A 26,202-nucleotide genomic window follows, 5' to 3' on the forward strand; every position below is an offset into this window, starting at 1 on the left:
GCGCCGTTCCTAGCGTCGTCGCCATGCCCCGCTCGCGCGGAGCGGGCGATCGCAGGAAGGGCTGATCATGGCGACTCCGGTGCTGTTCATCCACGGGCTGTGGCTCCACGCGTCGTCGTGGGAGCCGTGGCTGCATCTGTTCCGCGACAACGGCTACGAGCCCCTCGCCCCCGGCTGGCCCGGCGACGGTGAGACGATCGAGGCGTCCCGCGCCAACGCCGACTCCATCGGCGACCACGGCATCGACGACGTGACCGAGCACTTCGCCTCGATCATCGCGACCCTCCCGGAGAAGCCGATCCTGATCGGCCACTCCTTCGGCGGGATGATCGCGCAGAAGTTGCTGGGCCGGGACCTCGGCGTCGCGGCCGTCGCCATCGACGCCGCGCAGATCAAGGGCGTGCTGCCCCTCCCGCTCTCCGCGCTGCGCGCCACCCTGCCGGTGTTCAAGAACCCGGCCAACCGGCACCGCGCCGTCTCGCTGACCAGCGAGCAGTTCCGGTTCGCCTTCGCCAATGCCGTCTCGGAGAAGGAGTCCGACGAGCTGTTCGCCCACTGGACCATCCCGGCTCCCGGCAAGCCGCTGTTCGAGGCGGCGTCGGCCAACTTCGACCCGCACTCGCCGGCCAAGGTCGCCACCGAGAACCAGAACCGTGGCCCCCTGCTGCTGATCACGGGCGGCAAGGACCACACGGTGCCCGAGGCCGTCACCCGCGCCACCCTCAAGCAGTACCGGCACTCCGACGCCGTCACCGACTTCCTCGAGTTCGAGGACCGGTCGCACTCGCTGACCATCGACTCGGGCTGGCGGGACGTGGCCGACGCCTCGCTGGCGTGGCTGCAGAAGCAGGGGCTGTGAACCTCGACCTGGCCGGCAAGGCCGTGGTGGTCACCGGTGCCAGCAAGGGGATCGGGTTGGCCGTGGCGCAGGCCTTCGCGGCGGAGGGCGCACGGGTGGTGGCGGGCGCGCGGTCGACGAGCCCCGAGCTGGCGGCCATCGGTGAGCAGGACGACGTGGCCGTGGTGCTGGGCGACCTCACCACCGTCGCCGGGTGCGACGCGCTGGTCGCGGAGGCCGAGCAGCGGTTCGGCGGGGTGGACGTGCTGGTGAACAACATCGGCGGCGTGCGTCCGCGCACCGAGGGCTTCCTGGCGGTGTCCGACGACGACTGGCGGTGGTCCTGGGAGATCAACCTGCTGTCCGCGGTCCGCGCAACCCGGTCGGCGCTGCCGGCCCTGCTGCGGCGGGCGCCCTCGACCGTGGTCACCGTCTGCTCGGTGAACGCCGCGCTGCCGGACCCGGGCGTCATCGACTACAGCGCCGCCAAGGCCGCCCTGCGCTCGTTCAGCAAGTCGCTGTCCAAGGAGCTGGGGCCGCGCGGGGTGCGGGTGAACACCGTCAGCCCGGGGCCGGTGGAGACCTCGCTGTGGCTGGGCACCGGCGGGGTCGCGGACACCCTGTCCCACGCGCAGGGGCTCGATCCGCAGGCGGTGCGCGCCGCGGCGGTGGCCGGGACGCCGACCGAGCGGTTCACCCACCCGGAGGAGGTCGCCGCGGTGGTGACGTTCCTGGCCTCGAGCGCCGCCGGCAACATCACCGGTGCGGACGTGCTGATCGACGGGGGACTGGTCACCACGATCTGAGCCGGAGCTCGGCCAAGCCGGCCGTCACGCCTCGTCGGCGGTGACGGCCGGCCCGGAGGTCTCGTGGATCGGCGGCCCGTCCACGGCGCAGCTGTAGCGCTCGTGCGCGACCGGGGCGGGCGGCGTGGCGCCGGCGCGGGGGTTCCGGATGGTCAGCGCGGCGGTCGCGCCGCCGACGATCAGCAGCCCCGCGCAGATGGCCATCGCCACACGGAAGCCCTCGTGGAACGACGCCGGGTTCGTGTAGTCGGCACCGGAGATGCCCGCCAGTGCCGGCAGCACGGCGATGGCCAGCAGGCCGCCGGTGCGGGCCACGGCGTTGTTCACGCCGGACGCGACGCCGGCATCGCGGTCCGCCGCGGCGGCCAGCACCGTGGCGGTCAGGGGAGCCACCATCACGGCCAGGCCCAGACCCAGCAGGGTCACCGCCGGCAGCACCTGCGTGAGGTAGGCGCTGTGCAGGCCGAGGCGCAGCATCAGCAGCACGCCCGCGGCCGCCACCAGCGGACCTGCGGTCATCTGCAATCGGGGGCCGATCTTCGTCGCCACCGCCCCGGACCTCGCCGAGAGCAGCAGCATCAGCGCCGTGACGGGCAGCAGCGCGGCCCCGGCCAGCAGCGGCGAGAAGCCGGCCACCACCTGCAGGTTCACCACCAGCAGGAAGAACACGCCGCCCAGCGCCGCGTAGACGGTGAAGGTCACCAGGTTGGCGGCGGTGAACTGCCGGTCGGCGAACAGCCGGGGCGGCAGCATCGGGTGGTGGCTGCGTCGTTCCGTCAGCCAGAACCCGACCAGGGCCACCAGCCCCGCCGCGCCCAGCAGCTGCACGCTGACCGACCAGCCGGCCGCTGCGCTGGTCAGGGCGTAGGTCAGCGCACCGAGTCCGACGGCGACGAGCACCGCGCCCTGCACGTCGAGCCGGGTGTCGGCATCGGGGTCGCGGGACTCCGGCACGTGCCGTCGCGCGATCACCACCACCCCCGCGGCGAGCGGCACGTTGATCAGGAAGATCCACCGCCACCCCGGCCCGGCCACCAGGTAGCCGCCGACGAACGGCGCCAGCGCGGCCGCCACCCCGCTGAACCCGGACCACACGCCGATCGCCTTGGCCCGGTCGTCCTGCACGAACGACGACGAGATCAGCGACAGGCTGCCCGGCGTCAGCAGCGCCGCGCCGACGCCCTGCAGCGCCCGCACCGCCACCAGCACCCCGATGTTCGGCGCCAGCGCGCACAGCATCGACGCCGCCGCGAACCACACGACGCCGATCAGGAACACGCGCCGCCGCCCGAACCGGTCCCCGAGCGCCCCGGCCAGCAGGATCAGCGCCGCCAGCGTCAGCGTGTAGGCGTTGACGGTCCACTGCAGCCCGCTGAACCCGGCACCGAGGTCGCGGCCCATGCGCGGCAGCGCCACGTTGACCACCGTCGCGTCGATCCCGGCCAGCGCCGAGCCGAGCACCGTGGCGACCAGCACCCAGCGACCGGCCGGCGCCGCGAGCGTGAGCCGGGTGGCGGCGGGCTGGTCCACGGACACGGTGCGAGCTCCTTCGGCTGAGGGTCGCTCCCATCGTGCGCGACGGACGCCTCGATGGACAGCAAATGGGAAGGCGATCCTTAGTCGGCTCGTCGTAGGGTGCGACGCATGGCGTCTCGCATCTCCGAGCTGGTCATCGACTGCCACGACCCCAAGCTGCTGGCCGACTTCTGGTGCCAGGTGCTGGGGTTCCGAGTGCTCGAGGAGGAGGACGGCTACGTCGAGATCGGCCCGGAGGAGGGGTTCGGCGGTCTGCAGCCGACCTTGATCTTCAGCCCGACGACGGAGCCGAAGACCACCAAGCTCCGCCTGCACATCGACGTCAACCCCGTCGGCGTCGACCAGGACGCGGAGCTGGAGCGGCTGCTGGCCCTCGGGGCGCGGCCGGCGGACATCGGCCAGACGGGCGAGGAGTCGTGGCACGTGCTGCAGGACCCGGAGGGCAACGAGTTCTGCCTGCTGCGCCGCCGGCTCAGCTGACGCACCGCCCAGCGGCGACCCGGACCAGCCTCAGTTCTCCCGCTCGAGCAGCACCACGCCATCGGCAGCATCGACAGTCCGATAGCCGTGAGCCCGCGCGGTCGCGACGAGCTCGACGAGCCCGTCACCGTCGACGGGGTACTGGCGAACGATCGACGTATCGGCCACGACGAACCGGGCCCGCGACTGCTCGAGCGGCAGGATGCCGAGCAGGCTCACGTCCGCGCGGCCGGTGAGCTGGGGGGCCAGCGAGTTGGACGCCGCAACCGTGACGCCGTCGGGGATGCGCGCGAGGAGGTCGCGCGCGGCGCGTTCATGGGGGCTCGGCCGCCACAGCCCCGGTGTGGTGAGCTGCATCAGCGGCGACTGCGTGAGCAGCACCGCCGTAGCGACGACGCTCGCCCACAGCACGCCCCGCTGGCGCGCGGCCGTCCACCGCGTGCCGCGTCGCAATCGCACGAGCCCGTCGACGAAGGCCGCCGTGACGACGGGCACGAGTACCGCGTCGTAGTGGAAGGCCGTCCCCCAGTACTGGGGATTGTCGGAAAGGAACCGCCACGCCAGCGTCGGCACGGTGATCAGCACGAGCGGTGAGCGCAGGGCGAGAAATGCGGTGGGCAGCAGAAGCAGCACCACCGTGGTGATCTTGAGATGGTTCGAGAACAGCGCGCCGGCCTGCGTCATCACGGTCTCGAGGTCGAGCTGCCGGGTGTATTGATTCACACCCGCCGGATTCATTTCCGGGATGACGACCAGGGTCTCCAGCGCCGTGGCGGCCACGCCGAACAGCGCCGTCCCCGTGCCGAGACGGCGACCATCGGCCCTGCGGCCGAGGACGGCGACGAGCACGCCGATTCCCGTGACGGTGAGTCCGAGGTCTTCCTTGACGAGCACAAGAGGCGCGGCCCACAGCGTTGCCGCCCGCCATCGGCCACGTCCCAGAGCGGTCATGGCGAAGGCGAGAAGCGGCACGGCGAAGGCGATCTCGTGGAAGTCGAACGCGACCGCGTGCCAGAGGCCGCATGCGAGTCCGTAGCTCGACGACACGACGATCGCGGCCGGCGCACCGAGGGTCTGCGCCGCCCAGCGCGCGAGCGGCACCACGCCCACGGCGAGCAGCACAGCCTGCGCGACGAGCAGGGTCTCGGCACGCGGCACCGCCGCGTAGACGGGAGCCAGCAGGACGAGGACCGGCGAGAAGTGGTCGCCGAGCAACGGGTAGTCCACGCCCTTGAGCAGCGAGGTGGGCAGCCGTCCCTCGGCGTACGAGCGCACGCCCTGCTCGAAGATGCCGAGGTCGTAGCCGCTGGTCCGCAGCCGCGCATGCCGCAGCAGCGCCAGCGTCGAGAACAGCCCGGCGAGAACAACCGCGCTCGTCCAGGCGACGAGCGCCGGCGCGCGGACCGATCGCTGCGCCGGGGAGCTGACCGACAGGGTGGACGCCATGACGTGCACGTTCCGGCCGGTGTGCTGTTGCCTGGCTGACGGTCCCTGACGTCGGCGTCAGGATCGCCCCTCGGCGCGGTGTCACACTGGGCTGTGCGCATTCTGGTCGTCGACGACGAGCGGGCATTTGCCGACATCCTGGCGACCGGCCTCACCGCCGAGGGCTTCGCGGTGGACACCGCATACGACGGACGTTCGGGATATCTGCTGGCCGCGACGGGCGCGTACACCGCCATTGTGCTGGATGTGATGATGCCGCAGATGAACGGCTTTGCCGTGTGCGCACGGCTGCGCGCTGAAGGTATTGCCACACCGGTGATCGTGCTCACCGCGAAACAAGGCGAGTACGACGAGATCGAGGCACTGCAGAGCGGCGCCGACGACTACCTCCGCAAGCCCTTCCGTTATCCCGTTCTGGTCGCCCGGCTGCACGCCCTGCTGCGGCGCCCAGCGGCGATCGCCGACGGGATCGTGACGGTGGGCGACCTCGTCGTGGATGCGGCTCGCCGCCGGGTGAGCCGGGGTGCGGATGCCATCGAGGTCGTCGGCCGCGAGTGGACCATCCTCGAGACGCTCGCGCGCGCCGCCGGCACGGTCGTGTCCAAGGAGGAGCTGCTGCTCGAGGCCTGGCCCGGGGAGGCCGACGACGTCAACCTCGTGGAAGCACGGGTGAGCTCGTTGCGACGCAAGATCGACGCTCCGTTCGGTCGCCAGTCGCTGCAGACCGTGCGCGGCGCCGGCTACCGGCTCGTCGACGACCGGGCGCAGCGGTGAGACGGCTCCGGCTGCCGATCGCCGCCCGGATCGCGCTGGCGGCCGGGCTGCTCGCGGCTGTCCTGCTGACGGCCGGCGCGTTCGCGGTGCGCGCCGCGATCCACGCGGCCCAGCTGCGGTCGACCCAGCAGCTCGCAACGGTGGAGGCCACGCAGATCACGGACGCCATCGGCACGGGCGTCCACCTGTACGGCCTGTTCGGCTCCTTGCCGTACCAGCTGGTCCGCAACGACGGGGCGGTGATCGCCGTAGCTCCCGAGGCCGAGAACGCGGTGGTCCCGCCTCCGTCCACCGAGTCCCCGCAGACGGCGGGCGAGGTGTGGCACGTCGACCCGGCGACCGCGGCCGGTGCCCGGGTCGCCGTCAGCAGCACGCTCCGCGCCTCGAGCATGACCGGCGTGGCCGACGAGGACCTGCCCGGTGGCGCCGCTGACAGGAGCACCACGGTGTACCGGGCCTACGTCTTCGTGACGCCGGCGGCGGCGAACCGGGTGGTGGCCTCGCTCGATCCGTTCCTCTGGGGCGGCGTCGTCCTCGCCGTGGCGCTCATCGCGGTGACCGCGGCAACCGCGACCCGGCGTGCGCTGCGCCCGGTGGAGCAGATGCGGGTCGTCGCCGACGGCATCGCCGGCGCGCCGGACGGCGCCCGCCTCACCGAGCCCGAGGCGCCCGACGAGCTGCGCGCCCTCGCCACCACCCTGAACGCGATGCTGACCCGCATCGACGACGCCACCGTTCGGCAGCAGCGGTTCATCGCGGATGCCGCGCACGAGCTGCGCAGCCCCCTCGCCGCTCTCCTCGCGGCGATCGAGGTCGGCCGTGCCCACCCCGACGCCCTCCCGCCCGAGCGCACCCTCGCCAGCGTCGAGACACAGGCCCGACGCCTCGCGGACCTCGCCGAGGAGCTCCTCGACCTGGCATCCGCGACCGGCGCGGCACAGGACAGCGGGGAGGTCTGCGACGCCGCGGAGGTGGTTCGCGACGTCGTCGCCGGACGGACGCTGCGGGTGCCCGTCGACGTCTCCGCACCGGAGACAGCCCCCGTGCGCATCGCGGCCGGCGCGCTGGCCCGCATCGTGGGCAACCTCCTCGACAACGCCGTGCGCCACGCCGCCACCCGCGTCGACATCGCCGTGACCGTCGACGATGCCGTACACATCGTCGTCACCAACGACGGCGAACCTGTCTCCGCTGCCGACGCGGAGCGGATCTTCGAACCGTTCGTACGCCTCGACGCCTCGCGCTCCCGCGACACCGGGAGCACAGGTCTGGGTCTGACCATCTCCCGCGAGCTGGTGACGCGTGCCGGCGGAACAGTGGAGCTGAGCCGGATCTCGCCCACCACGTTCACCGTCCAGCTGCCGCTCGCGCAGGACGGCTAGCCGGAGGGGCCGGGGCGCTGTCAGCCGGCCAGTCCGAGCCAGGCGGCGATCAGCGGGCCGGCCACGGGTGCGGAGTAGACGCTCTGGTGGCCGACGCCGGTCGGGTAGTCGGTGGTCACCGGGTGGCCGGCGCCGGTCAGCGCGGCGGCGAGCTGTTCGGTGGACGTGGCCGGGACCGTGGTGTCGGCGGTGCCGTGGATCAGCAGCACCGGCAGCTGGGGTCGCTGGGTGGCGAGAGCGACGGGGTTGGCGGCGGCGATCTGCGCGGCGGTGTGCCGGCCGGGGCCGAGCAGGTCGGACGCCAGGGCGCCGAGGTGGTCGACGTCGTAGGGCCCGGCCAGCCCGACGAGGCGGTCCGGCGCGACCGGCGGGTCGGCGCAGCCGGAGCCGAACGAGCCCGGCGTCAGCGCGACGACGGCCGCGAGCTGCGCACCTGCGGAGTGCCCGACGATCACCACGTCACCGACGTCCACTCCGGACCGGCGGGTGCGGGCGACCGCGTCGGCCACGTCGCACGCCACGTCCTGCGCCGGCACGGGGAAGTAGGCCCCGTCCGACGACGTCCGGTACGTCACCGTCACCACCGCGGCGCCGCGCTGGGACAGCCAGGTGGCCAGGCCGGTCAGCCCGGTCGGGTCGGCCGACGTCCAGCCGCCGCCGGGCACCAGGACGATCAGCGGCGTCTTCCCTGGTCGGGCGTTGGCGGGCGGGAAGAGGTGCGAGGACTGGGCCGGGTCGAAGGACACGGTGGGGGTCGGGGGAGTGGCGGGCCGGGAGCCGTCGTCGGACGGGCTGCACGCCGCGATGCCTGCCGCGACCAGCGCCAGTGCCAGCAATGCGCCAGTCGCGCGGTGACCGATCCACTTCTCGCGCGACGAGCGCACTGGCGCCCTCCGCCAAACCGCGGCGCTCGCGGACTCGATGCCCATCCGACCCACCGGCCTCCGGACGTCCAGGGCCTGCCGCGGACGTCAGACGGCGTCCGTCGACTCCCAGTCTGGCTGCTCCTGGCGCAGACCGGTGAGCAGCAGCGTGACGATGCGGCGCACGTCGTAGTCGGGGTCGCGGATGGTCCACGCGACCAGGTCGCCGACCGCCCGCAGCAGCTCGTAGGGCCGGATGTTGGCCACCACCTCGCCGGACTCGCGCGCCTCATCGAGCAGGTCGGACAGCACCGGCAGCAGCCGGTCCAGGAACAGCTGGTGCAGGGCTGTCAGCCCAGGGGCGTCGCCCTGCCACACGTTGCCCAGCCCGTGCTTGGTGCCCAGGAAGTCCACGTACCGGTGCACCCACGCCAGCAGCGCGACGAACGGTGACGGAGCCGATGCCAGCAGCGCCGGACCGGCGTCCGCGCACTCGTCGATCTGGTGCCGGTAGACGGCCACCATCAGGTCCGCCCGGGTGGAGAAGTGCCGGTACAGGGTCCCCATGCCGACGCCGGCTGCCGCGGCGACCTCGCGGACGGGGGCGTCGACGCCGGACGCGCCGAACACCCGGGAGGCGGCGTCGACGATCGCTCGCTCGTTGCGCTCCACATCGGCGCGGCGCCGAGGGGTCGCGGGTTCGGGTGTCGGGGAGGTCACGAGGTCATCGTCCCATGGTGCGGCGTCTGAGCGGAGCGACGCTCCGGATCGGCTTGCAAAGCGGAGCGGCGCTCCGTAACGTGAGCGGAGCGACGCTCCACTTCGCCGTCGCAATCCTGCTCAGCTCGGAGGAACGCTCATGTCCGCAGCCCCCACCGCCACCAGCCCGGCGGCCCAGACCATCTCCGTCAAGCCCGTCGTCCTGCCCGCGCCCGACCGTGGCGACGACGTGCAGGTGCGCGTATCCGCGCCCGTGACCGGCAGGGACCTGCCGGTGATCGTCTTCGCCCACGGCTTCGGCGGCTCGATGACCTTCTACGACCCGCTGGTCGACCACTGGACCGCCAGCGGCTTCGTCGTCGTCCAGCCGACCTTCCTCGACTCCGCGACGCTCGGCGTCACGCCCGACGACCCCCGGTACCCGGACATCTGGCGGATCCGGGTCGACGACCTCGAGCGCGTCATCGACCAGCTCGACACCCTGCTGGCCGCGGTTCCCGGCCTGCCGGAGCGCGTCGACACCGACCGCCTCGCCGCCGCCGGCCACTCGTGGGGCGGCCAGAGCGTCGGCATGCTGCTCGGCGCGCGCGTGCTCGGTGCAGACGGGCAGCCCGGCGAGGACCGCACCGACCCGCGGATCAAGGCGGGCGTGCTGCTGGCCACCACCGGCCTCGGTGGCGACGACCTGACGCCGTTCGCCCGGGACAACTTCGGCTTCATGAGCCCGGACTTCAGCGGGCTGGCCACGCCGTCGCTGGTCGTCTGGGGCGACCACGACCAGTCGGCCCTGTCGACCCGCGGCCCGGACTGGTTCACGGACGTCTACCGCCTGAGCCCCGGCGCGCGGAGCCTGCTCACGTTGTTCGGTGCCGAGCACTCGCTCGGCGGCATCCACGGCTACCGCGCGTCGGACACGACTGACGAGAACCCGGCGATGGTCTCCCTGGTCGCGCGCACCTCGGCGGCGTTCCTGACGACGGCGCTCGGCGTGGACCCCGCCGCGTGGGGCGGACAGGTCGCGGCGCTCGATGCCGAGGCGGAGCCGGTGGGCCGCATCGAGTCGAGGTAGCACCGCCGGAACGCGGCCGCGACCGATCCGCAGCTGCGATGTCCACATATGTAGTCACCGCAGCTGTGTCTACATATGTGGACATCCAGCGCGCCGTCCCCGCTCGGCTGTTGGAAGTGGCGTTCCCTACTGAGGAGGAACCTGCTCGCACGGGCGGCGCGCTGCGTGGGTCGTGCAGTTCGCCGGCTGACTCGCGGCGTCGAGAATCCGATAGGGGCGGCGGATCACGGCCGAACGGGTGATAAGGAGCAGTGTTGCTCTGACCGGAACGCCAAATTGGCCGAGATGCAGTGAAACGTGGCTAACGTGCTGATCGTGAGTGTGCCGACGCCGCCAAATTGGTACCCCGACCCTCAGAACCCGGCCCTCGTTCGTTGGTGGGACGGTCAGCGCTGGACCGAGCATGTGCAGCCAACGGCACCGGTGCCGATGCCGGCTCAGGCGATGCCGGCTCAGCCGGTGAGCCCGGCCCCAGCCTTCGCGCAAGCCCCAGTCGCAGCTGGAAGCGGCGCTGACGGTGCTCGCCGCAAGGTCGGACTCTTCGGGGCCAGGGCAGCCGCTCGTGATCTCGCCACGGAGAACGATCACCTCAGATCAGCGCTCGACGAGTGCGGCGGTCTCGAACTCGCCGAGATCCGTCTGCGAACTGCGCAGGAGCGGATGGAGCTCGAGCGCCTTGCAGCGCAGGTGAAGGGCGCGCAGGACGAGCTCGACCAGCTTCGGCGTCAGTTGGTGGACGTCCGCAACGCGATCGATGTGCAGGAGTTCGGGCTCTACGACTTCGAGCACCCAGCCGAGGCGTCGGCGCGGCTGGGTGCTGACCTCTCCGCAGTGCGCGTCGACATCCGCAACTGTGCCGTGGCGAAGCGGGCCACAAGTGCGGTGTCGAACTTCACGTTCAACAACTCCGCGGCGAAGGGACGGCAGTTCGTCAACGAGATGTCGAAGATGATGCTTGCCGCGTACAACGCTGAGGCCGAGAACGCGATCAAGACGGTCAGGGCCGGTGGCCTGAGCACAGCGAAGGCTCGGTTAGAAAAGGCCGCGGAACGGGTTGCCAAAAATGGCCAGATGATCTCCTTGCACATCACGCCGGAGTACCACCGGCTACGAGTGCGTGAGCTTGAGCTTGCTGCTCGACACATGGCCGCTCTGCAGGCGGAGAAGGAAGCGGAGCGGGCTCATCGTGAAGAGCTCCGCGAAGCAAAGCGCGCAGAGGAGGAGCTGCGTAGGGAGCGGGAAAAGCTCGACAAGGAGCGCGAGCACTACACCAATGCCCTGGCCGCGCTCATCGCGCGCGGGGACGAGTGGGTCTGCTGCACGGATAGGTGACAGCGGGTCTCAGGCGGCGAGTGCGACCTGAGTGTTCATGATGGTCTCGAACTCGATGGGTGTCAGGCGCCCGAGCCTTTGTTGGCGTCGGCGGCGGTGGTAGGTCCTTTCGATCCAGGTGATGATCGCGATGCGCAGGTCCTGGCGGGTGGCCCAGCGACGCCGGTTCAGGACGTTCTTCTGCAGCAGCGAGAAGAAGCTCTCCATGGCGGCGTTGTCGCCAGCAGAGGCGACCTGGCCCATCGAGCCGACCAGGTCGTGGTGAGCCAGGACGCGGGCCACCTTCCGGCTTCGAAACTGGCTGCCTCGGTCCGAGTGCACCACGCACCCAGCGACGTCGCGTCGCCGCTGCACGGCGCTGACCAGTGCATTCACCGCGATCTGGGAGGTCATGCGATCACTGATCGAGTACCCCACGATCCGGTTGGAGAACACGTCCTTGATCGCGCAGAGGTAGATCTTGCCCTCGGCGGTGGGGTGCTCGGTGATGTCCCACAGCCATAGCCGGTTCGGCCCGTCGGCTCGGAACTGGCGCAGCACGAGGTCGTCGTGGGCCGGCGGGCCGGCCTTCTTGCCGCCTCGGGAACGCTTCTTTCCGAACACGGACCACCAGCCATTGCTCGAGCAGATCCGCCACACCGTGCGGTCGCAGGCGACCATCCCGGCCCGGGCCGCCTCGTCGGCCAGGAGTCGGTGACCGAACTCCGGGTCGTCGAGGTGGGCGTCGAACAGGGTGTTGGCCAGATGCGCCTGCTCGAGCTCACGAGAGGTCACGGGTGCGGCAAGCCAGCGGTAGTACGGCTGCCTGGCGAGCTTGAGAACCCGACACGTCACCGCGACGGGCACCCCGTCGACGGCGAGCTCACTCACGAGCGGGTAGAGCCTTTTCCCGGCAGATTCGCCTGGGACAAGTACGCCGCCGCGCGGCGCAGCACCTCGTTCTCCTGCTCCAGAAGACGGATGCGACGGTTGGCCTCGCGCAGCTCGGTCGACTCCGACCGGGTCACGCCCGGACGGTTGCCGTCCTCGACATCGGCATCACGCAGCCAGTTGCGCAGACACGACTCGGCGATCCCGAAGTCGGCCGCGACCTGCTTGAGCGGAGCCTCACCGCGTCGGGCAACCGCCACGACGTCCCGGCGGAACTCCATCGGATAGGGCCTGGGCACGGTGCACATCCTTCCAGCGGGGACCCTCGTCCCCACAGGTCAGGTGTCACCTATCCGTGCAGCAGACCCAGTCGGGTGCCGCGGAGCTTCGCGCGAGGCTCGAGGAGATCGACAAGTCCATCGCCGACGTCGACTATCGAGCCGCGAACGTTCGCGCGGGCTACGTCTACGTGATCTCCAACCTGGGCTCCATGGGCGAGCGAGTCGTCAAGATCGGGATGACGCGGCGGCTCGACCCCATGGACCGGATCCGGGAGCTGTCTGACGCCTCGGTCCCGTTCAACTTCGACGTGCACGCACTCTTCTTCTCCGAGGACGCGTATGGCGTCGAGGCGATGCTCCACCGGCATTTCGCCGACCAGCGGGTCAATCGGATCAACCTGCGGCGCGAGTTCTTCTACGCGACGGCCGCCGAAGTGCTCGAGGCACTGCGTGAGCACAACGTCGCGGTCGTCGAGTACCGGACCGAGGCGGCTGCCGACGAGTTCCGGGCGTCGCGTGAGATCGCCATGAGCGAGGTGGCGGTGCGCTGAGGCGTCACGATGCCCCATGCACTAGTCCGATAGCTGAGCCTACTGCGGCCATCAGCGCACTGGTGGCCAGCAGTGCCCAGCTCCAGACGGCCCCGTAGACGCGCCCATAGGCGCGTGCTTCGGAGGGGCTCTCATGCTTGAGTTCATCCAGGATGCGTCGATGCTCTCTCCTTCGCATCGGGTGGAGCAGGGACGGCTGCGAATCATGCAATTCGCGAATCGCAACCGCCGATCGGAACTCCGAGTCGCGCTCGGAAAGCTCCCGAAGTGTCGACATTGCTTGCCGAATGGTTGCTATGAGAGCGAACACTGCCGCGACGAGGGTCCACACCGGGTTGACCTTTCCAGGGTGACGGCGCTATGCAGGAGCGGCTCGCCGCGCTCCGGCCTGACCTGGCGAGGTCGAGCGAGGGAGTAACGCTGCTCCTGTTGCGGCCTCCCCAGACCCCTCCGAGACTGGCGAGCGACGGCTGCGGTAACCGCGGGCCGTCGTCCCCCTCGCAGGACAGGCCCTCACAGGACGGGTAGGTGAGCCGTGGTCTCCAAGCAGACGGTCCTCGACCTGCTGGACAAGGGCCTCGACTACCACCAGATCGCGGCGCGCACCGGCATCTCGGCGGGGACGGCCTACCTGATCGCGACAGGCATGCCGGCGGACGGCGGCGACTCGTACACGCAGGAGATGCGCCAGCGGCCTGGGGCGTTCCAGTCCCGGAGCCAGCTGCTGGTGCACCAGGCGGAGGAGAACCCCACGACCAAGCCCGAGGTGGGGGAGTGGATCAAGGAGCGTCTGGCCGCCGACACGCAGATGCGTGCCGCCGGGCAGACCGCCACGCACGGCTGACCGCACGGCCCCACGTCGGCCGCGCAGCGGCGGGCGCCAGGGCGGGAACCAGAAGGAGACCGCAGTGAAGCAACTCCCGCTGATCCAGTCCTGGCCGGTGGTCCGGCAGCTCACCGGTGACGACCGCGCCGGCAAGGCGTCGGCCGCCAGGTCCGCGAAGACGGCCAATCTGAAGGCGCGCACCCAGACGGCCGACCGCGTCGTGAAGTCCGTCTGCCCGTACTGCGCCGTCGGCTGCGGTCAGAACGTGTTCGTCAAGGACGGCAAGGTCATCCAGATCGAGGGCGACCCCGACTCGCCCGTCAGCCGCGGGCGGCTGTGCCCCAAGGGTTCCGCGAGCCTGCAGCTGACCACCGGCGACGCCCGCCTGCACACCGTCCTCTACCGACCGCCGTACGCCACCGACTGGCAGCAGCTGTCCCTCGACGAGGCGATGCGCATGGTCGCCGAGCGCGTCGTCAAGACCCGGGCGGACACGTGGGAGGACGAGAAGGACGGCAAGAAGACCCGCCGGACGATGGGGATCGCCAGCCTCGGCGGCGCGACGCTGGACAACGAGGAGAACTACCTCATCAAGAAGCTGTTCACCTCGCTCGGCATCGTGCAGGTGGAGAACCAGGCACGCGTGTGCCACAGCTCCACGGTCGTCGGGCTGGGCACCAGCTTCGGCCGCGGCGGCTCGACGATGTTCCTGCAGGACCTGCAGCACGCGGACTGCATCGTCATCGAGGGCTCGAACTTCGCCGAGGCCCACCCCGTGGGCTTCCAGTGGGTGGTCGAGGCCAAGGCGCGCGGCGCCAAGATCATCCACGTCGACCCGCGGTTCACGCGCACGTCGGCGATGGCGGACCTGCACGTGCCGCTGCGGGTGGGCACGGACATTGCGTTCATCGGTGCGCTGATCAACCACGTGCTGAGCACGGGCTCGTACTTCAAGGAGTACGTCGAGAACTACACCAACGCGTCCACCCTGGTCAGCGAGGACTTCCAGGACACCGAGGACCTGGACGGGCTGTTCTCCGGGTTCGACGAGCAGAAGCGCTCGTACTCCTTCGAGACGTGGGAGTACGAGGGCGCGTCGGCGGCGCCGGCATCCGGGATGCGCGACAAGACGCCGGGCCAGGAGGAGGCCGAGGAGGGCGGCGGCTCCGACGGGTCCGCGCCTCCCGACATCCAGAGCGCCGGCCGCGGCGAGCAGCACGGCTCCGGCGGCACCGCGATGGAGGGCCAGCCGCACACCGACCCCACCCTGCAGGACCCGCGCTGCGTGCTGAACGTGCTCAAGCGGCACTACGCCCGGTACACGCCGGAGATGGTCGAGGAGGTGTGCGGCATCCCCAAGGAGACGTTCTTCGAGGTGGCGCAGGCCCTGATCGAGAACTCCGGCCGCGAGCGGACCACCTCGTTCGCCTACGCCGTCGGGTGGACGCAGCACAGCGCGGGCTCCCAGTTCATCCGGGCCGCGTGCGTGCTGCAGCTGCTGCTGGGCAACGTCGGACGTCCCGGCGGCGGGATCATGGCGCTGCGCGGGCACGCGTCCATCCAGGGCTCCAGCGACATCCCCACCCTGTTCAACCTGCTGCCCGGCTACCTGCCGATGCCGTACGCGCACCACCAGATCGACCTGAAGAGCTTCATCCAGGCCGACGCGGCCCGGAAGGGCTTCTGGGCCAACATGGAGAGCTACATGGTGAGCCTCCTCAAGGCGTGGTGGGGGCCCGCGGCGACACCGTCCAACGACTTCTGCTTCGACTACCTGCCCCGGCTGACCGGCAGCCACTCCACCTACGACACGGTGATGGAGCAGATCGCCGGACGGTGCAAGGGGTACTTCCTGCTCGGGGAGAACCCGGCGGTCGGGTCCGCGAACGCGACGATGCAGCGCCTCGGCATGGCCAACCTCGACTGGCTGGTGGTGCGCGACTTCTCGCTGATCGAGAGCGCGACGTGGTGGAAGGACGGGCCGGAGATCGCGTCCGGCGAGCTGACGACGACGGACATCGCCACCGAGGTGTTCGTCTTCCCGGCCGCCGCGCACACCGAGAAGGCCGGCAGCTTCACCAACACCAACCGGATGCTGCAGTGGCGGCACAAGGCCGTGGAGCCCGAGGGCGACGCCCGCAGCGACCTGTGGTTCATGTTCCACCTGGGCCGGATCATCCGGGAGATGCTGGCCGGCTCCACCGAGCAGCGCGACCGGCCGATCCTCGACCTGACCTGGGACTACCCGACCGAGGGCCCGACGGCCGAGCCGATGGGCGAGGCGGTGCTGGCCGAGATCAACGGGTGGGACTCCACCGGCAAGCAGCTGTCGACGTACATGGACCTGAAGGAGGACGGGTCGACGGCGTGCGGCTGCTGGATCTACGCCGGCGTCTACGCCGACGGCGTCAACCAGGCGGCCCGTCGCAAGCCCGGCAGCGAGCAGGACTGGGTGGCTGCCGAGTGGGGCTGGACCTGGCCGCTGAACCGCCACATCCTGTACAACCGCGCATCCGCGGCCCCGGACGGCACACCGTGGAGCGAGCGGAAGAAGCTCGTGTGGTGGGACGCCGACGCCGGGAAGTGGTCGGGGTTCGACGTGCCCGACTTCGAGCCGAAGAAGTCGCCGGACTACCGGCCGCCGGCGGGCGCGCAGGGCATCGAGGCGCTGTCCGGCATCGACCCGTTCATCATGCAGGCGGACGGCAAGGGCTGGCTGTACGCACCGGCGGGCGTGGTCGACGGACCGATGCCCGCGCACTACGAGCCGCAGGACTCGCCGGTGCAGAACGCCCTGTACGGGCAGCAGCGCAACCCTGCCCGGCTCGTGTTCCCCGCGGAGCACAACCGCTACCAGCCCTCCGGTGACACCCCGGGGTCGGACGTGTACCCGTTCCTGGTCACCACCTACCGGCTCACCGAGCACTTCACCGCGGGCGGCATGAGCCGGTGGCAGCCGTACCTGGCCGAGCTGCAGCCGGAGCTGTTCTGCGAGGTGTCCCCGGAGCTGGCCGCCGAGCGTGGGCTGACCCACGGCGGCTGGGCGACGCTGGTCACGGCGCGCGGCGCCATCGAGGCCCGCGTGATGGTCACCCACCGCATGCGACCGCTGCGGATCCAGGGCCGGATGGTCGACCAGATCGGCATCCCGTACCACTTCGGGCCCAACGGGCTGGTGGCCGGCGACGCGGTGAACGAGCTGTCCGCGATCGTGCTCGACCCCAGCTCGCACATCCAGGAGGTCAAGGCGTTCGCGGCGGACATCCGCCCGGGACGACGGCCGCAGGGCGCCGGACGGCCGGCGCTGGTGCGCGAGTACCAGGAGCGGGCGGGCGTCACCGCCTCGACCGGGACGGAGATCTGACATGGCGTTCGACCTGTCCGCGCTCGGCAGCTTCCTGCGCAGCGACGACCCGCCGCACGCCGGCGGGTACGAGGACCCGGCGCCGCGCGTCGGCTTCTTCACCGACACCTCCGTCTGCATCGGCTGCAAGGCCTGCGAGGTGGCCTGCAAGGAGTGGAACGCGATCCCGGAGGACGGGCTGACGTTCACCGGCATGTCCTACGACAACTCCGAGCACCTGGGCGCGAGCACGTGGCGGCACGTGGCGTTCATCGAGCAGCAACGGCCGATGGGCGCGCCGTCCGCGGGTGGCGGCGCGGGGACGACGACGGTGGACCTCGGGATGCCGACGATGCCGGCGGCCGCGGGGTCGTCGTCGGCCGACGAGGCGCTGGGCGGCGACGGCGACCGCACCGGGATGCGCTGGCTGATGGCGTCCGACGTCTGCAAGCACTGCACGCACGCCGCCTGCCTGGACGTCTGCCCCACCGGCGCGCTGTTCCGCACGGAGTTCGGCACGGTCGTCGTGCAGGAGGACGTGTGCAACGGCTGCGGCTACTGCGTCTCGGCCTGCCCGTACGGCGTGATCGAGACCCGCAAGGACGACGGCCGGGCCTGGAAGTGCACCATGTGCTACGACCGGCTCGGGGCGGGCCAGGAGCCGGCATGTGCCAAGGCGTGCCCGACGGACTCGATCCAGTTCGGCGACCTGGACGAGCTGCGGGTGCGTGCCCAGGCCCGCGTGGAGCAGCTGCACGAGGCCGGCGTGCCGGAGGCGCGGCTGTACGGGGCCGACCCGAACGACGGCGTCGGCGGCGACGGCGCGTTCTTCCTGCTGCTCGACGAGCCCGAGGTGTACGGGCTGCCGCCGGACCCGGTGGTCACCACGCGCGACCTGCCGGTGATGTGGCGCAACGCCGCGCTCGCGGCCGGGGCGCTGCTGACCGGCCTCGCGGCGACGTTCCTGGGGAGGAAGCGATGAGCGACGGCGGGTTCGGCGGGCGGTTCGGTGGCGGTGGCGGTGGCCGGCACAAGCGCCGCGGCGGCGGCCGTGGCGGCGAGGAGCTCATGGTTCCCGAGGCCGAGTTCACCTCGTACTACGGCCGTCCGATCCTGCACAAGCCCAAGTGGGAGCCGCTCGACATCGCCGGGTACCTGTTCCTCGGCGGGCTGGCGGGCAGCTCGTCGGTGCTCGCTGCCGGGGCGACCGCGACGGGCCGTCCAGCATTGGCGCGGGCCTGCAAGGTCGGCTCGCTGGTGGCCATCTCCGGCTCGGTGGTCGCGCTGGTGCACGACCTGGGCCGGCCCGAGCGGTTCACCAACATGCTGCGGACCGTCAAGCCGTCGTCCCCCATGAGCATCGGCTCGTGGATCCTGTCCGCCTACGGCCCGGCGGCCGGCATCGCCGCCGTCACCAGCGTCACCGGCTGGTTCCCGCGGATCGGTCGCCTTGCGACGTTCGCCGCCGCGGCAACCGGTCCCGCGGTCGCCGCGTACACCGCACCGCTGATCGCGGACACCGCGGTGCCGACCTGGCACGCCGGCCACGCCGAGCTGCCCTTCCTGTTCGTCAGCTCGGGCGCCACCGCGGCCGGCGGTCTCGGCATGCTGGCCGCGCCGGTGTCCCAGGCGGGTCCGGCACGTCGAGCCGCCCTGGTCGGAGGCCTGACCGAGGTGGCCATCACCCGCTACATGGAGCGGCGCATGGGACTGCCGGGGGAGACCCTGCGGCAGGGCCGGGCCGGCACGCTGATGCGCGCGGCCGAGGCGCTGAGCGTCGGTGGTGCGCTGGTGGGCGGGATCGGTGGGCGCTGGTCGCGGGCTGCGGCGGTGGTCGGCGGCCTGGCGGCGATGGCCGGGTCCGCGTGCACGCGGTTCGGGATCTTCGAGGCGGGGGTCGCCTCGACGCAGGACCCGAAGTACGTGGTGCAGCCGCAGCGGGAACGGCTCAACGAGCGTGCGGCGCAGGCGGCGGGCTCGTCGTCGGGCGCCACGCGCGCAGGTGGGAAGGCGGACGAATGGGCCGCCTGACCTCGCGGGTCCCCGTGGTGCGCATGACGGTCGGGGACGACGGCACGACGTCGATCGGCCGGCCCGACACCGTGGTCGCCGAGGAGCCGCTGGAGATCCGCGTCGGCGGGCAGGCCATCAGCGTCACCATGCGCACCCCCGGTCACGACTTCGAGCTGGTCGCGGGCTTCCTGGTCACCGAGGGGCTCATCAGCTCCGTCGAGCACATCCGCACGCAGCGGTACTGCGCCGGCGCGACCGACGAGGGCGTGAACACCTACAACGTGGTGGACGTCTCCGTCACCGTGCCGGTGGTCCCGCGGGACGTCGCCCGGTCCTTCTACACGACGAGCTCGTGCGGCATCTGCGGCAAGGCGAGCATCGACGCGATCCGCGCCCGGTCGGCCTTCCCACGGGTATCGCCCTCCGAGGGCGCGGCCCTGGACCCGGCGCTCGTCGTGACGTTGCCCGACCGGCTGCGCGCTGCCCAGCGCCTGTTCGACGACACTGGCGGCCTGCACGCCGCGGCGCTGTTCGCCCTGGACGGCACCCTGCTGTGCGTGCGCGAGGACGTCGGCCGCCACAACGCCGTCGACAAGGTGGTCGGCTGGGCGCTGCTCGAGGGTCGGCTGCCGCTGCGCGACACGGTGCTGCAGGTCAGCGGCCGCGCGTCCTTCGAACTCGTGCAGAAGGCGCACCTGGCGGGGATCCCGGTGCTGAGCGCGGTGAGCGCGCCGTCGAGTCTGGCGGTCGAGCTGGCCGACGAGGTGGGGATGACGCTGCTGGGCTTCGTCCGGCCGCCGACGTTCAACGTCTACACGGGCGCCGACCGCCTGCGCTCTGCCGGGAACAGCTCCACCGTGGCCACGGGTGCGGAGCTCCGGCCGGCGTCCTGACTGAACACCGGGTGTGAGCGGGGGTGTTGTTGAAGGCTCACTGCCTAGCCTTCAACAAGGGGTGCCGCTAGTGAAGGCTAGGCGAGCGCCTGCGTCCGGCCGAGCCCGCTATGCGCGGAGGCTTCGCAGGCCGGTGCGGAGCTCGTCGACCAGGATCTCCGGCTGCTCGAGGGCGGCGAAGTGTCCGCCCCGCTCGGCCTCGCCGAAGTGGATCAGGTTGCTGTAGGTGTCCTCGACCCACGTTCGCGGCAGTCGCGGGATGTCGCGCGGGAACACGGTGACCGCCACGGGCAGGGTCAGCTTCGGGCCCGCCATGGTCGCCGTCCGGTTCTCCCAGTAGATGCGGGCCGATGACGCCGCGCTGTTGGTGAACCAGTAGAGCGAGATCGTGTCGAGCATGGCGTCGACGCTCAGCGCGTCCTCGGCGAGCCCCTTGTTGTCCGTCTTCGACTGGAACTTCTCGTAGATCCACGCCGCCTGGCCGGCCGGCGAGTCGGCGAGTGCGAATCCCACCGTCTCCGGCTTGGTGCCCTGCACGTGGTTGGACCCGCCGAGGGGGCCGCTGTAGAACGCGAGCCCGTCCACCGCGCGGCGCTCTTCGGGGGTCAGCGTCTCGGGGATCGGGTCCGGGAACGCGTAAGGCGTGCTCAGGTGGATCCCGAGCAGGCCGTCCGGCTGCATCACGCCGAGCTCGGTGGTGACCACGGCTCCCCAGTCGCCGCCGTGCGCCGCCCAGCGCGAGTAGCCGAGCCGCCGCATCAGCTCGGCCCACGCGCGGGCGATCCGGGACGCGTTCCAGCCGGGTTCGCTCGGCTTGCCGGAGAACCCGCACCCCGGGAGCGAGGGGATGACGACGTCGAACGAATCGGCGACGTCGCCACCGAATGCGACAGGGTCCGTCAGTGGCCCGATCAGGCCCAGGAAGTCCGCGACCGTGCTCGGCCAGCCGTGCGTCAGCAGCAGCGGCAAGGCGCCGGGGTTCTTCGACCTGACGTGGAGGAAGTGGATGTCCAGCCCGTCGATGGTCGTCAGGAACTGCGGATAGGTGTTGAGCGCGGACTCGAACCGGCGCCAGTCGTACTCGTGCTGCCAGGCGGCGACGAGGGACCGGGCGTTGTCCAGGCGGACGCCCTGCGACCAGTCGCCGACGGTCTCCCGGTCGGGCCAGCGGGTCCGTGCCAGTCGCTCGCGGAGGTCGTCGAGCTCCGCGTCCGGGACGTCGACACGGAACGGGCGGACGTCGGCCGCTGCGGCAGGGGTTGTGGTCATCTGGCGGCTCTCCTCGACTCTGGTGCACGCCGGGACCGGCATTGCACACCGGTGTGCAGAGTAGGTCCGTTGCACACGGGTGTGCAATCCTTGAGCCGTGCAGAACGAGTCCTCGGGCCCTCGCCGCGACACGCGAGACCGGATCCTCGACGCGGCGGTCGAGGTGCTCGGCGCGAGCCCGGACGCCGGCATGGGCGAGGTCGCCTCGGCCGCCGGTGTGGTCCGGCGGACCGTCTACGGCTACTTCCCGTCCCGGTCCGACCTGGTGCTGGCGCTCGCGCGGCGCGCGGTGGACGAGATCGAGGCTGTCCTGGCCGAGGAGGCCCCGGCCGACAAGGCGGCTGACGTGGCGTGGGCGGACTTCGTCGCCCGCCTCTGGCCGTTGGTGCACCGCTACCGGGTGATGGTGGTGCTCCGGCGGGGCGAGTTCGGCGAGAACATCCACGTTCTCCTCGGGCAGGTGGAACGCGCACTCGCCGACCTGGTCCGACGAGGCCAGGACGCGGGGGTGTTCGGACACCACCTGCCGGCCGGCATCCTCAGCCAGACCGCCTGGTCCGCCGTCTTCACCATCGCCGACGACGCGCCGTCCCGGGACGTCGACGCCGCCGCGGTCACCGTGGCCACCCTGCTGCTGCTGGGAGTCCCACAGTCGCGCGCGACGGCCCTGGCCGCGCGCTCCGGCAGCTAGGCGAGCGTCTGCGTCCCCAGTACGATCGCCAGCTCCAGCCGCTCGGCATCGTCGGACCCCGGCTCGGCCGTGTAGACCATGATCCGCAGGTCGTCGCCGGCGACGACGAGGGTGTCGCAGTCCACCGTGATCGGCCCGACCGTCGGGTGGTCGATCACCTTGTGCCGGGAGCGCTCGGCCGGCATGGGGTCCGGGGCGGTGTCCCACAGCTCGACGAACCACGGGCTCGCGGCGCGCAGGTCGGCGAGCAACCGGCGAATCCCCTGGTCGGCGGGGTAGCGGGCGGCCGTCATGCGCAGGTCGGCGACGAGCCCGGCGACCTGCTCGTCGTGCTCGGCCTGCGTCTGGCGGGCGCGCGACGGCGGCCCGACGACGTTGCGCCACACCCCGTTCCGTTCGTTGCCGCGCAGCGCCGACGTCTCGCCCATCAGCGCGTCGTACGGTGCGTTCGCGACGACCAGGTTCCAGGCGGCGTCGTAGACGACGAGCGGGATCCCGACGAAGCGGTCCAGCAGCCGCTGCACGCTGGCGGTGATCCGCGTCGGGACTATGCCGGGGCCGGGGGCCGAGAGGCCGGCCAGGCGGAACAGCAGCTCCCGCTCCGCGTCGGACAGCCGCAGGCTGCGGGCCAGAGCCTCGACCACCTGGGACGACGGCGACGTCGCACGGCCCTGCTCGAGGCGCGTCAGGTAGTCGACGGAGATGCCGGCCAGTCCCGCGAGCTCCTCACGGCGCAGACCGGGCGCGCGGCGACGGCCGCCGAGCCGCACGCCGACCGACTCGGGTGCGACCCGCTCGCGCCACCGGCGCACCGCCCGGCCGAACTCCCACTCCTCCACGGTGCGAGTCTGGGCCTGCGGCGCTGCCCTGTCGTGGCCCTGACAGTCCTACGAACGCCAGGCGACTGCCTACCGGCGCACGCGGATCGCAGGCTCGGGGCATGACAACAACGCTCATCACCGGGGCCAACAAGAGCCTCGGCAAGGAGACCGCCCGCATCCTGCTCGACGCGGGCCACACCGTCTGGATCGGGTCCCGCGACGAGGCCCGCGGCCGCGCCGCCGCCGACGAGCTGGGCGCACGGTTCGTCCAGCTCGACGTCACCGACGACGCGTCGGTCGCGTCGGCGTTCGCGACGATCGCGGAGTCCGGCACCGGCCTCGACGTGCTGGTGAACAACGCGGGCATCGCCAAGCGCGTGCCCGGCAACCCCATGGAGGAGGCGCTGGACGGCCCCAGCGTGCTCGAGGTGTTCGACACCAACGCCGTCGGCATCGTCCGGGTGACGCAGGCGGCGCTCCCGCTGCTGCGGCAGTCTGCCAACCCGGTCGTCGTCAACGTGTCGAGCGCACTCGGCTCCTTCTGGGCGACGCACGAGCCGTCCCGGCCGGCCTCCCACTTCGTCTCGATCGCCTACGGCTCCAGCAAGGCGGCCGTCTCGATGCTCACCGTCCAGTACGCGATGGCCTACCCGGACATCAAGGTGAACGCCGTCGAGCCGGGCATCACGGCGACCGAGCTGGGCGGCGGCAGCGTCGAGGACCACCCGGGACGGCCGGCCACCGAGAGCGCCGCTGTGGTGGCGCGGCTGGCGATGATCGGCGCCGACGGGCCGACCGGCACGTTCCAGGAGGACCTCGGCGAGCTGGGCTGGTAGCCGCGGGCGGGGTGCCGACGGGCCCGGCTCGTCGGCGCCCCAGCCCGGCCACGTAGATTCGCCGGGTGCCATCCGCTGAGCGTCCCGAGCCGTTCGCCGCCACCGTCGTCCGCGCGGAGCAGCTGAGCCGCTCGATGCGTCGAGTGGTGCTGGGCGGTCCCGGCCTGGCCGGGTTCGCGCCGAACGGCTACGCCGACCAGTACGTGAAGCTGCTGTTCCCGCGGCCGGGTCAGGACCGGCCGGCGCGGCGGACGTACACGGTGCGGGCGTGGGACGCGGGCGCCGGCGAGCTGACCGTCGACGTCGCGGTGCACGGTGCCGACGGGCGGGCCGGGCCGTGGGCGGTGGCGGCGCAGCCCGGTGACCAGGTGCTGCTCACCGGGCCCGGTGGTGGGTACAGCCCCGAGCCGTCGACCGACTGGCACCTGCTGATCGGCGACGAGAGCTCGCTGCCGGCGATCGCGGTGGCGGTCGAGCGGCTGGCCGTCGGGGCGGTGGCACGCGTGCTGATCGAGGTGGACGGGCCGGACGACGAGGTGCCCCTGGCGGTGGCGTCCGGTGCAGACGCGCAGGTCGTGTGGCTGCACCGGGACGGCCGGCCGCGCGGCGAGCTGCTGGTCGAGACGGTGACGGCGATGGCGTTCCCCGCCGGTGACCCGCAGGTGTTCCTGCACGGGGAGGCCGGGTTCGTCCGCACGCTGCGGCGGCACCTGCTCGCCGACCGGCACGTGCCCCGCGAGCGGGCGGCGTCCGTCTCCGGTTACTGGCGGCTCGGCCGGGACGACGAGGGCTGGCGGGCCGAGAAGCCGCAGTGGAAGGCCGAGGTCGAGGCGGACGTCCCGACCAGCTGAGGGCGCCGCGCTGCTCGGCGCCTGTGCCGCCCCGCCCCGTCAGGCGAGTCCCGGCACCAGCAGCAGCTTGCCGCGCGCCTGGTTGCTGCGGCTCAGCTCCAGGGCGTCGCGCCACCGCTCGAGCGGGAACGTCCGCGCGATCGGCACGCTGAACCGTCCTTGCCCGGCGAGCCCGACGAACTCGGCGAGCCCGTCGACCGGGTGCGACCAGTCCTCGTGGAAGCTGTCCCGCACGCCGAGCGCGGGCGCGTGCTCGATGTCGGTGATGGTCAGCACGTGCTGCGGCTCGCCGCCCGCCGCCGCGACCAGCTCGGGCAGCACGCCAGTGACCGGCGCGGTGTCGAGCACCAGGTCGACGGGGCCACCCACCGCGGCCCGCACCCGGTCGGCCAGCCCGGGGCCGTACGAGATGACGGTGGCACCCAGCTGCTCCAGCGCGGGGGTGTGCGTGGGGCCGGCGGTGGCGACGACCTGCAGGCCGCGCACCAGCGCGATCTGCACGGCGGCGAACCCGATGGTGGTCCCCGCGCCGCTGACCAGGAGCGTCGTGCCCGGCTCGAGGCCGAGCAGCGACAGGTGCCGGTAGGCGGTGTCGATCGCCATCGGCAGGGCGGCGGCCTCCGTCAGGTCCAGGCCGGCGGGGACCGGCACCCAGCGGTTCATCACCGCGCGGTCGGAGGCCCCGGCGGTGGTGGACTCGCGCCAGTCGGCGGTGCCGACGACGAGGTCGCCGATCGCGACGCCGGTGACGTCCGGACCGACCGCGTCGACCGTGCCGGACACGTCGATGCCGATGCCGCGCGGCAGCAGGCTGGCGAACAGCCCGCCGCACAGCGCCCAGTCGGCCGGCGCCAGGCCGCAGGCGTGGACGGTGACGCGGATTCGACCGGGGCCGGGCTCGGGGACGGGCACCGTCTCCAGCCGCAGGACGTCGGCGGCGTCCCCGTACTCGTGGAAGCGCACGGTGCGCATGGTGCGTGCTGCGGGGGTGGGCTCGACGGGCATGGCGGTCTCGCTCTCGTCATGACGGGGACCAGTAAAGTGGAGCGCGTTCCGGTTGCACGACGAGCGTAGCGCATAAGTGGAGCATGATCCGTTTGAGTGAGAACCTCGGCCTGCGTGCCGATGCCGTCCGCAACCGCGACGTGCTGCTCCAGGCCGCGACCAGGGCGTTCGCCTCCGCCGACGCCGAGCCGTCCATGCGGGCGATCGCCCGCGAGGCCGGTGTGGGCATCGCCACGCTGTACCGGCACTTCCCGACGCGAGAGTCGCTGGTCGACGCGGTCTACCGCGACCAGGTGGACCGGCTGACCCGCGGCGCCGACCAGCTGCTCGCCGAGCACCCGCCGGCCGACGCCCTGCGCCTCTGGATGGACCTGTTCGGCGACTGGCTGGTCACCAAGCACGGCATGGTCGACACCCTGCGGGAGATGATCGACGCTGGCTCTCTCGCGCACGTCGAGACCCGCGACCAGCTGCTCGACGCCGTCACGACGATCCTCGACGCCGGCCGGGACGCCGGTGACCTCCGCGCGGACGTGCGCGCGGACGACGTGGCAGCCGCCCTGATCGGCGTGTTCACGGTGGTGGGCAGTGCCGCGCGGGAAGGGCAGGGCGCCCGGCTGCTCGACCTGCTGATGGACGGCCTGCGTCCCCACCGCGCGCCGTCGGCGCCCTCCGACTGACGGCGCCGGCTCCGCGCCGGCCGCCC

25 protein-coding genes are annotated in these 26,202 nt (G+C 71.9%); 17 read left to right on the top strand and 8 right to left on the bottom strand.

The features are described from left to right. Window positions 1-67: 67 nt before the first annotated feature. Complete coding sequence (locus tag QMF98_RS03205) at window positions 68-859, top strand: alpha/beta hydrolase (protein WP_337974632.1); 792 nt, start codon at window positions 68-70, stop codon at window positions 857-859. After that, window positions 856-1,644: an SDR family NAD(P)-dependent oxidoreductase gene (locus QMF98_RS03210; protein ID WP_337974633.1), complete on the top strand. Its 789-nt coding sequence runs from the start codon at window positions 856-858 to the stop codon at window positions 1,642-1,644. The genes QMF98_RS03205 and QMF98_RS03210 overlap by 4 nt, the downstream gene beginning before the upstream one ends. A 24-nt stretch (window positions 1,645-1,668) precedes the next feature. Here the strand turns inward: QMF98_RS03210 and QMF98_RS03215 are convergent, their stop codons facing one another. Further along, a complete protein-coding gene (locus QMF98_RS03215) occupies window positions 1,669-3,180 on the bottom strand; it encodes an MFS transporter (protein WP_337974634.1) in 1,512 nt (503 codons plus the stop codon). A gap of 108 nt (window positions 3,181-3,288) precedes the next feature. Between QMF98_RS03215 and QMF98_RS03220 the strand changes: the two genes are divergently transcribed. After that, the gene (locus QMF98_RS03220; protein ID WP_337974635.1) at window positions 3,289-3,660 is read left to right on the top strand and encodes a VOC family protein; all 372 of its coding nucleotides are present in this window, start codon (window positions 3,289-3,291) and stop codon (window positions 3,658-3,660) included. A 30-nt stretch (window positions 3,661-3,690) separates the two neighbouring features. Here the strand turns inward: QMF98_RS03220 and QMF98_RS03225 are convergent, their stop codons facing one another. Further along, entirely contained in the window at window positions 3,691-5,106 is a 1,416-nt protein-coding gene (locus QMF98_RS03225; RefSeq protein WP_337974636.1) for a DUF2079 domain-containing protein, read from the bottom strand. Window positions 5,107-5,199: 93 nt separating this feature from the next. Between QMF98_RS03225 and QMF98_RS03230 the strand changes: the two genes are divergently transcribed. Both QMF98_RS03230 and QMF98_RS03235 read left to right on the top strand, forming a co-directional pair. Then, on the top strand, window positions 5,200-5,880 hold the full coding sequence (locus QMF98_RS03230; RefSeq protein WP_337974637.1) for a response regulator transcription factor: 681 nt from the start codon (window positions 5,200-5,202) through the stop codon (window positions 5,878-5,880). Continuing rightward, on the top strand, window positions 5,877-7,262 hold the full coding sequence (locus tag QMF98_RS03235) for a sensor histidine kinase (protein ID WP_337974638.1): 1,386 nt from the start codon (window positions 5,877-5,879) through the stop codon (window positions 7,260-7,262). Before QMF98_RS03230 ends, QMF98_RS03235 begins: the two co-directional genes overlap by 4 nt. A 20-nt stretch (window positions 7,263-7,282) precedes the next feature. Here QMF98_RS03235 and QMF98_RS03240 read toward each other — a convergent pair whose 3' ends face one another. Continuing rightward, window positions 7,283-8,146 carry an alpha/beta hydrolase gene (locus tag QMF98_RS03240; RefSeq protein WP_337974639.1) on the bottom strand — a complete coding sequence of 288 codons (864 nt, stop codon included), beginning with the start codon at window positions 8,144-8,146 and terminating at the stop codon, window positions 7,283-7,285. A gap of 87 nt (window positions 8,147-8,233) precedes the next feature. Then, a complete protein-coding gene (locus QMF98_RS03245; RefSeq protein ID WP_337974640.1) occupies window positions 8,234-8,845 on the bottom strand; it encodes a TetR/AcrR family transcriptional regulator in 612 nt (203 codons plus the stop codon). Between the two features lie 139 nt (window positions 8,846-8,984). Here QMF98_RS03245 and QMF98_RS03250 point away from each other — a divergent pair, with 139 nt between their 5' ends. Next, complete coding sequence (locus tag QMF98_RS03250; protein ID WP_337974641.1) at window positions 8,985-9,914, top strand: alpha/beta hydrolase family protein; 930 nt, start codon at window positions 8,985-8,987, stop codon at window positions 9,912-9,914. A gap of 297 nt (window positions 9,915-10,211) precedes the next feature. Then, window positions 10,212-11,246: an SNIPE associated domain-containing protein gene (locus tag QMF98_RS03255; RefSeq protein WP_337974642.1), complete on the top strand. Its 1,035-nt coding sequence runs from the start codon at window positions 10,212-10,214 to the stop codon at window positions 11,244-11,246. A 9-nt stretch (window positions 11,247-11,255) separates the two neighbouring features. Here the strand turns inward: QMF98_RS03255 and QMF98_RS03260 are convergent. Next, window positions 11,256-12,415 (bottom strand): IS3 family transposase gene (locus QMF98_RS03260; RefSeq protein WP_337974643.1). Its coding sequence is split into 2 segments (ribosomal slippage): window positions 11,256-12,134 and window positions 12,137-12,415, totalling 1,158 coding nucleotides; the frame shifts between segments, so codons are not numbered across the junction. A 56-nt stretch (window positions 12,416-12,471) separates the two neighbouring features. Between QMF98_RS03260 and QMF98_RS03265 the strand changes: the two genes are divergently transcribed. The 6 genes from QMF98_RS03265 to fdhD all read left to right on the top strand — a co-directional run bounded on the left by QMF98_RS03265 (window position 12,472) and on the right by fdhD (window position 20,023). Next, window positions 12,472-12,948, top strand: a complete 477-nt coding sequence (locus tag QMF98_RS03265; protein WP_348773392.1) for a GIY-YIG nuclease family protein — start codon at window positions 12,472-12,474, stop codon at window positions 12,946-12,948. Window positions 12,949-13,483: 535 nt separating this feature from the next. After that, window positions 13,484-13,792, top strand: coding sequence for a helix-turn-helix domain-containing protein (locus QMF98_RS03270; protein ID WP_337974644.1), 309 nt, complete (start codon window positions 13,484-13,486; stop codon window positions 13,790-13,792). A 64-nt stretch (window positions 13,793-13,856) separates the two neighbouring features. After that, window positions 13,857-17,138, top strand: a complete 3,282-nt coding sequence (gene fdh, locus QMF98_RS03275; protein WP_337974645.1) for a formate dehydrogenase — start codon at window positions 13,857-13,859, stop codon at window positions 17,136-17,138. A 1-nt stretch (window position 17,139) separates the two neighbouring features. Beyond that, window positions 17,140-18,099 (top strand): 4Fe-4S dicluster domain-containing protein, encoded by a 960-nt coding sequence (locus tag QMF98_RS03280; RefSeq protein ID WP_337974646.1) that lies wholly within the window; start codon window positions 17,140-17,142, stop codon window positions 18,097-18,099. Further along, entirely contained in the window at window positions 18,096-19,148 is a 1,053-nt protein-coding gene (gene nrfD, locus QMF98_RS03285; RefSeq protein ID WP_337974647.1) for an NrfD/PsrC family molybdoenzyme membrane anchor subunit, read from the top strand. The genes QMF98_RS03280 and nrfD overlap by 4 nt, the downstream gene beginning before the upstream one ends. Next, window positions 19,136-20,023, top strand: a complete 888-nt coding sequence (gene fdhD, locus QMF98_RS03290) for a formate dehydrogenase accessory sulfurtransferase FdhD (RefSeq protein ID WP_337974648.1) — start codon at window positions 19,136-19,138, stop codon at window positions 20,021-20,023. The genes nrfD and fdhD overlap by 13 nt, the downstream gene beginning before the upstream one ends. A gap of 108 nt (window positions 20,024-20,131) precedes the next feature. Here fdhD and QMF98_RS03295 read toward each other — a convergent pair whose 3' ends face one another. Continuing rightward, a complete protein-coding gene (locus tag QMF98_RS03295) occupies window positions 20,132-21,292 on the bottom strand; it encodes an epoxide hydrolase family protein (protein ID WP_337974649.1) in 1,161 nt (386 codons plus the stop codon). 97 nt (window positions 21,293-21,389) lie between these two features. Between QMF98_RS03295 and QMF98_RS03300 the strand changes: the two genes are divergently transcribed. Next, window positions 21,390-21,983, top strand: coding sequence for a TetR/AcrR family transcriptional regulator (locus tag QMF98_RS03300; RefSeq protein ID WP_337974650.1), 594 nt, complete (start codon window positions 21,390-21,392; stop codon window positions 21,981-21,983). Here QMF98_RS03300 and QMF98_RS03305 read toward each other — a convergent pair. Continuing rightward, entirely contained in the window at window positions 21,980-22,822 is an 843-nt protein-coding gene (locus tag QMF98_RS03305) for a helix-turn-helix transcriptional regulator (RefSeq protein ID WP_337974651.1), read from the bottom strand. The genes QMF98_RS03300 and QMF98_RS03305 overlap by 4 nt on opposite strands. 101 nt (window positions 22,823-22,923) lie before the next feature. On the opposite strand from QMF98_RS03305, the gene QMF98_RS03310 reads away from it, so the two are divergent. Together QMF98_RS03310 and QMF98_RS03315 are read left to right on the top strand one after the other, a co-directional pair. Next, window positions 22,924-23,640, top strand: coding sequence for an SDR family NAD(P)-dependent oxidoreductase (locus QMF98_RS03310; protein WP_337974652.1), 717 nt, complete (start codon window positions 22,924-22,926; stop codon window positions 23,638-23,640). 65 nt (window positions 23,641-23,705) lie between these two features. After that, complete coding sequence (locus tag QMF98_RS03315) at window positions 23,706-24,491, top strand: siderophore-interacting protein (protein WP_348773393.1); 786 nt, start codon at window positions 23,706-23,708, stop codon at window positions 24,489-24,491. 39 nt (window positions 24,492-24,530) lie between these two features. On the opposite strand, the gene QMF98_RS03320 is transcribed toward QMF98_RS03315, so the two are convergent. Next, window positions 24,531-25,496, bottom strand: a complete 966-nt coding sequence (locus tag QMF98_RS03320) for an NADP-dependent oxidoreductase (RefSeq protein ID WP_337974653.1) — start codon at window positions 25,494-25,496, stop codon at window positions 24,531-24,533. An 83-nt stretch (window positions 25,497-25,579) separates the two neighbouring features. Between QMF98_RS03320 and QMF98_RS03325 the strand changes: the two genes are divergently transcribed. After that, entirely contained in the window at window positions 25,580-26,176 is a 597-nt protein-coding gene (locus QMF98_RS03325; RefSeq protein WP_337974654.1) for a TetR/AcrR family transcriptional regulator, read from the top strand. Window positions 26,177-26,202 lie beyond the last annotated feature (26 nt).

Source organism: Cellulomonas sp. NTE-D12, from assembly GCF_027923705.1.
In the GTDB taxonomy this organism is placed as follows: Bacteria; Actinomycetota; Actinomycetes; order Actinomycetales; family Cellulomonadaceae; genus Cellulomonas.

Coding starts and splice junctions, on each gene's coding strand:
- QMF98_RS03320 (WP_337974653.1), bottom strand. CDS start 25,496: ATGCCCGTCGAGCCCACCCCCGCAGCACGCACCATGCGCACCGTGCGC.
- QMF98_RS03220 (WP_337974635.1), top strand. CDS start 3,289: ATGGCGTCTCGCATCTCCGAGCTGGTCATCGACTGCCACGACCCCAAG.
- QMF98_RS03310 (WP_337974652.1), top strand. CDS start 22,924: ATGACAACAACGCTCATCACCGGGGCCAACAAGAGCCTCGGCAAGGAG.
- nrfD (WP_337974647.1), top strand. CDS start 18,096: ATGAGCGACGGCGGGTTCGGCGGGCGGTTCGGTGGCGGTGGCGGTGGC.
- QMF98_RS03250 (WP_337974641.1), top strand. CDS start 8,985: ATGTCCGCAGCCCCCACCGCCACCAGCCCGGCGGCCCAGACCATCTCC.
- QMF98_RS03280 (WP_337974646.1), top strand. CDS start 17,140: ATGGCGTTCGACCTGTCCGCGCTCGGCAGCTTCCTGCGCAGCGACGAC.
- QMF98_RS03205 (WP_337974632.1), top strand. CDS start 68: ATGGCGACTCCGGTGCTGTTCATCCACGGGCTGTGGCTCCACGCGTCG.
- fdhD (WP_337974648.1), top strand. CDS start 19,136: ATGGGCCGCCTGACCTCGCGGGTCCCCGTGGTGCGCATGACGGTCGGG.
- QMF98_RS03325 (WP_337974654.1), top strand. CDS start 25,580: ATGATCCGTTTGAGTGAGAACCTCGGCCTGCGTGCCGATGCCGTCCGC.
- QMF98_RS03225 (WP_337974636.1), bottom strand. CDS start 5,106: ATGGCGTCCACCCTGTCGGTCAGCTCCCCGGCGCAGCGATCGGTCCGC.
- QMF98_RS03295 (WP_337974649.1), bottom strand. CDS start 21,292: ATGACCACAACCCCTGCCGCAGCGGCCGACGTCCGCCCGTTCCGTGTC.